The 5,700-nt window shown below is 71.2% G+C and carries 3 protein-coding genes, 1 tRNA gene and 1 pseudogene; all 5 read left to right on the top strand.

The features are described 5' to 3' along the window. Window positions 1-2,928: formate dehydrogenase (gene fdh, locus AB0B68_RS32010; RefSeq protein ID WP_357264742.1), on the top strand; the 2,928-nt coding region annotated here is incomplete at its 5' end. Further along, the gene (locus tag AB0B68_RS32005) at window positions 2,918-3,886 is read left to right on the top strand and encodes a 4Fe-4S dicluster domain-containing protein (RefSeq protein ID WP_357206715.1); all 969 of its coding nucleotides are present in this window, start codon (window positions 2,918-2,920) and stop codon (window positions 3,884-3,886) included. The genes fdh and AB0B68_RS32005, both read left to right, overlap by 11 nt. Further along, window positions 3,883-5,166 carry an NrfD/PsrC family molybdoenzyme membrane anchor subunit gene (gene nrfD / locus AB0B68_RS32000; RefSeq protein WP_357206713.1) on the top strand — a complete coding sequence of 428 codons (1,284 nt, stop codon included), beginning with the start codon at window positions 3,883-3,885 and terminating at the stop codon, window positions 5,164-5,166. The genes AB0B68_RS32005 and nrfD overlap by 4 nt, the downstream gene beginning before the upstream one ends. A 13-nt stretch (window positions 5,167-5,179) precedes the next feature. Continuing rightward, window positions 5,180-5,275 (top strand) — tRNA-Sec (locus AB0B68_RS31995). Between the two features lie 23 nt (window positions 5,276-5,298). Continuing rightward, a pseudogene (locus AB0B68_RS31990) lies at window positions 5,299-5,700 on the top strand (L-seryl-tRNA(Sec) selenium transferase); the annotation flags it as partial.

Below are 5,700 nucleotides of genomic sequence, written 5' to 3'. Positions count from 1 at the left end.
GAGGACCTCGACCTCGACACGGCGCTGAACATGATCGCCGATCGGGTCCTGGCCGCCCGGGACGAGACCTGGGAGGACGTCGACGCCGAGGGTCGGCCGCTCAACCGGACGCTGGGTATCTCCAGTCTGGGTGGGGCGACGTTGGACAACGAGGAGAACTACCTCATCAAGAAGTTGTTCACCGCGATGGGGGCGCTGCAGATCGAGAACCAGGCCCGTATTTGACACTCCGCCACCGTCCCCGGTCTGGGGGCCAGCTTCGGTCGTGGCGGTGCGACGGATTTCCAGCAGGACATCGCCAACGCTGACGTGATCGTCATCCAGGGCTCCAACATGGCTGAGGCACACCCGGTGGGTTTTCAGTGGGTGATGGAGGCGAAGCGTCGGGGCGCGAAGGTTTTCCACGTCGACCCCCGGTTCACGCGGACGAGTGCGGTCGCGGATGAGTACCTACCGATCCGGGCGGGCACGGACATCGCGCTGCTCGGTGGGGTGGTGCGCTACATCCTCGACAACGAGCTGGACTTCCGGGAGTACGTGCTCGCGTACACCAACGCGGCGACCATCGTCAGCGAGGAGTTCAGCGACACCGAGGACGGCGACGGCTTCTTCTCCGGCTTCGACCCGGAGACCGGCGCCTACGTGCAGGACAGCTGGCAGTACGAGGGGCACGAGGGTTCGTCGGGCAGTGGGCACACGGCCCAGGAGCGGGACAGCGCGGCGGGGTTGACGCACGAGTCGCACGGCGCGCAGGTGAGCGGGCAGACCCGCCGCGATGAGTCGTTGCAGCACCCGCGTTGCGTCTACCAGATCCTCAAGCGGCACTTCGCCCGCTACACCCCCGAGATGGTGGAACGGGTCTGCGGCATCTCGCAGGCGCAGTTCCTGGAGTTGGCGCGGGCGTGGACGACGAACTCCGGCCGGGACCGGACCGGCATGCTGATCTACTCGGTGGGCTGGACGCAGCACAGCGTCGGCGTGCAGTACATCCGCACCGGTGCGATCATCCAGCTCCTGCTGGGCAACATGGGCCGCCCGGGTGGCGGGGTGATGGCGCTGCGCGGGCACGCCAGCATCCAGGGGTCCACCGACATCCCGACGTTGTTCAACCTGCTGCCCGGTTATCTGCCGATGCCGCACCACGCCGAACACCCGAGCTTCGAGGAGTGGGTGGACAGCATTCGCCATCCGGGGCAGAAGGGGTTCTGGGGTAACGCGGGGTCGTTCGCCGCCAGCCTGCTCAAGGCGTACTGGGGTGACGCGGCGACGCCGGAGAACGACTTCTGTTACGGCTACCTGCCTCGGCTGACCGGTGATCACGGCACGTACCAGCAGGTGCTGAACATGATCGACGGCAAGATCAAGGGGTACTTCCTGCTCGGGCAGAACCCGGCGGTCGGGTCGGCGCACGGACGCGCGCAGCGGCTCGGGATGGCCAACCTCGACTGGTTGGTGGTCCGCGACCTGTTCATGATCGAGAGCGCGACGTTCTGGCAGAACGGCCCCGAGGTCGCCACCGGCGAGATCGTGCCGCAGGAGTGCCGCACGGAGGTGTTCTTCCTGCCCGCCGCGTCGCATGTGGAGAAGGAGGGCACGTTCACCCAGACGCAGCGGTTGTTGCAGTGGCGGGAGAAGGCCGTCGAGCCGCCGGGCGACGCCCGCTCGGAGCTGTGGTTCTTCTATCATTTGGGCCGCAAACTGCGGGAGCGGCTGGCCGACTCGCCGCTGCCGCGCGACCGTGCGCTGCTCGACCTCGCCTGGGACTATCCCACGCACGGTCCGCACGCGGAGCCGAGCGCCGAGGCGGTGCTGCGCGAGATCAACGGGTACGACGTGGCCAGCGGCCGTCCGCTGTCCAGCTTCGCGGAGGCCCGCGCGGATGGCTCCACCGCTATCGGTTGTTGGATCTACACCGGCGTGTACGCGGACGGGGTGAACCAGGCGGCCCGGCGCAAGTCCCGGCACGAACAGGACTGGGTGGCCGCCGAGTGGGGTTGGGCGTGGCCGGCGAACCGGCGCATCCTCTACAACCGTGCCTCCGCCGACCCGGACGGCAACCCGTGGTCCGAGCGCAAACGCTACGTGTGGTGGGACGCGGAGAAGTCCGAGTGGACCGGCTACGACGTGCCGGACTTCGAGAAGACCAAGCCACCGTCGTACCGGCCGCCGCCCGGCGCGTCCGGGCCGGAGGGCATCGCTGGCGACGACCCGTTCGTCATGCAGGGCGACGGCAAGGGCTGGTTGTACGCGCCCAGCGGTGTCCTGGACGGGCCGCTGCCGACGCACTACGAGCCGGTGGAGTCGCCGGTGCGTAACCCGCTCTACGGCCAGCAGGCCAACCCGACGCGCAATATGTACGCACACCCGGTGAACTCGGTGAACCCGAGTCCGCCGCAGGAGCACGCTCAGGTGTTCCCGTACGTGTTCACTGTCAGCCGGCTCACCGAGCACCACACCGCCGGTGCGATGAGCCGGACGGTGTCACCCCTCGCGGAGCTGCAACCGGAGATGTTCGTCGAGGTGTCCCCGGCCCTGGCCGGCGAGGTCGGGCTGACGCATCTGGGTTGGGCGCACCTGGTCACCGCCCGTGCGGCGATCGAGGCACGGGTGCTGGTGACCGACCGGCTCACCCCGTTGCGGGTGGACGGCCGGATCATCCACCAGGTGTGGTTGCCGTACCACTTCGGTTTCGAGGGTCTGGTGACCGGCGACTCGGCCAACGACCTGTTCGGCATCAGCCTGGACCCGAACGTGCTGATCCAGGAGAGCAAGGTCGGCACCTGCGACGTGCGGCCGGGCCGCCGTCCCACCGGCCCGGCGTTGCTCGACCTGGTGGCCGACTACCAGAGGCGCGCCGGGATCATCCCGGGCCAGCACGCGCCGGCCGTGACCACCGACGACGAGGGGAAGGAGCACGGTGCTTCCTGACCCGAACAGCCTGTACGGTCCGCTGGACCCGGCACCCGAGGCAGGCTATGAGAACGCGCCGTCGCGGATGGGGTTCTTCACCGACACCAGCGTCTGCATCGGCTGCAAGGCCTGCGAGGTCGCCTGCAAGGAGTGGAACGGCGTTCCGGAGAGCGGCCTGGACCTGCTCGGCATGTCGTACGACAACACCGGCGCGTTGACAGCGAACTCGTGGCGACACGTCGCGTTCATCGAGCAGCCCCGCCCGGCCGGGCATGGTGTCGCCCTGGCGGACGTCCTCGGGGCGCCGGTCGACGCCGACCGGGCCCGGCCGGTCGACGCGGGACCGCAGTTTCTGGGGATGCCGGGGGTCCAACCACCGGGCCGTGGCACGGGCGTCGAGGAGCGCACGGATTTCCGGTGGTTGATGATGTCGGACGTCTGCAAGCACTGCACCCATGCCGCCTGCCTGGACGTGTGTCCGACGGGTTCGTTGTTCCGCACGGAGTTCGGCACGGTGGTGGTGCAGGAGGACATCTGCAACGGGTGTGGGTACTGCATCTCGGCGTGTCCGTACGGGGTGATCGACCAGCGTAAGGGCGACGGTCGGGCGTGGAAGTGCACGCTGTGCTACGACCGGTTGGGCGCGGGGATGACTCCGGCGTGTGCGCAGGCGTGTCCGACCGAGTCGATCCAGTACGGGCCCCTGGACGAGCTGCGTGAACGCGCCGCCGCCCGGGTGGCGACGTTGCACGACAGGGGCGTCCCCGAGGCCCGGCTGTACGGGCACGACCCTGACGACGGCGTGGGTGGTGACGGCGCGTTCTTCCTGCTCCTGGACGAACCCGAGGTGTACGGGCTGCCGCCCGACCCGGTCGTGACCACCCGTGACCTGCCGAAGATGTGGAAGCGCGCCGGCCTCGCCGCTCTCGCCATGGCGGCGGCGACCGTCGCCGCGTTCGTCGGAGGTTCCTCATGATCCCGTCGGGCCCCGTGGGCGACCGGTTCCGTCGCTTCCGGGAGCGGCTCGCCGACGAGGGCGGCCACCGACCACAGGCGAGCCTGGAGCGGCCGGGCAGCACGACGGGCGCAGAGCATGCGCGGGGTGCAGAGCCGCCGGCGGGCGCGGGCGATCACTCGGCCGGCAGGGCCATCACCACCGACAGGGACAGCACCAGCGGTGACGAGGTCGGCAGGGGCCGCCGGGGTGACCAGACGGTGCGGCGCAGCGGCGAACCTCCCGGCCGGCGGCGCAGGCGGCGCGGCGGGGGCGCCGAGGAACTGCGGGTGCCGGAGGCCGAGTTCACGTCCTATTACGGTCGGCCCATCCTCAAGGGGCCGGTGTGGAAGTGGGACATCGCCGCGTACCTGTTCACCGGCGGGCTGGCAGCCGGCTCGTCACTGCTGGCCGCGGGTGGGCAGCTCACCGGGCGGCCCGCGTTGCGGCGCGCCGGTCGGGTCACCGCGTTGGCCGCCGTCAGCGCCAGCGCCGTCTTCCTGGTCAAGGACCTGGGCCGGCCGGCGCGGTTCCACCACATGCTGCGGGTGGCCAAGCCGACCTCGCCGATGTCGATGGGTACCTGGATCCTCACCGCGTACGGGCCGGCGGCGGGTGTCGCCGCGATCGCCGAGGCGGCCGGTGTGCTGCCCCGGCGCGGTCTGCTCGGGCTGGCCGGCCGGGCGCTGCCGTCGATCGGGCACGCCGCCGGGCTGCTCGCCGCCGGCACCGCTCCGGCGCTGGCCACGTACACCGGGGTGTTGCTGGCCGACACGGCGGTGCCGTCGTGGCATGAGGCGTACCCCGAGCTGCCGGTGATCTTCGCGGGCAGCGCGTTGGCCAGCGGTGCCGGCGTGGGTCTGCTCGCCGCGCCGCCGGCCCAGGCCGGGCCGGCCCGCCGGATGGCGGTGGCCGGCGCGGCCCTGGAGCTGTACGGCGCGCATCGGGTGGAGACCCGCCTCGGCCTGCTCAGCGAGCCCTACCGGTTGGGTCGGCCGGGTCGGTTGCTGCGCGCTGGGCGGCTGCTGACCGCCGGCGGGGTGGCGGGTGCTCTGCTGGGCCGGCGCAGCCGGATGGTCGGGGCGCTCTCGGGGACCGCGCTGCTGGCCGCGTCGGTGCTGACCCGGTTCGGCATCTTCTACGGTGGTGTCGCCTCGGCCCGCGACCCCCGGTACACAGTGGTGCCGCAGCGCGAGCGGGTGGAAGCGCGGCGGACCGCCATGGATCTTCCATCTGACTGGGCGGAGCCGCCCGCGGTGTGATCGAATGGCCGGTGGAGGCGTTCAGGCGGCTGGTGCCCCTCCCGGTCTTCAAAACCGGAGTGGTCCGGGACCCGGGCCAGGCGGGTTCGATTCCCGTCCGTCTCCGCCACACCGCTTGCAGGAGATGACGTGATGGGCGACGGCCCGGTGGACCCGCGACGTCGGGTGCCCCGTACGGACACGCTGCTCGCCGACCCGGTGCTGGCCGCCGCCACCGTGACTCTCGGCCGGGAGCAGGTCAAGGCCATCGTCTCCCACGCGCAGGGCCGCGCCCGTCGTGGTGAGCTCAACCCCGACGAGGTACGCGACGCGGCGGTCGCCGCGTTGCCCACGCCCGGCCCCCGGGTGGTGCTCAACGCCACCGGTGTCGTGCTGCACACCAACCTGGGCCGGGCGGCGTTGTCGTCCGCCGCGGTCGCCGCGGTGGTGGCCGCCGCCGGGCACACCGACGTCGAGTTGGACCTGGCCACCGGCCGGCGGGCCCGCCGCGGCCGGGGCGCGGACCGGCCCCCCGAGCTCAACACGCACAACATG

It is taken from the genome of Micromonospora sp. NPDC049049, assembly GCF_040649115.1.
Classification (GTDB): Bacteria; Actinomycetota; Actinomycetes; order Mycobacteriales; family Micromonosporaceae; genus Micromonospora.
This window is presented reverse-complemented; position numbering and strand designations above follow the sequence as displayed.

Coding starts and splice junctions, on each gene's coding strand:
- nrfD (WP_357206713.1), top strand. CDS start 3,883: ATGATCCCGTCGGGCCCCGTGGGCGACCGGTTCCGTCGCTTCCGGGAG.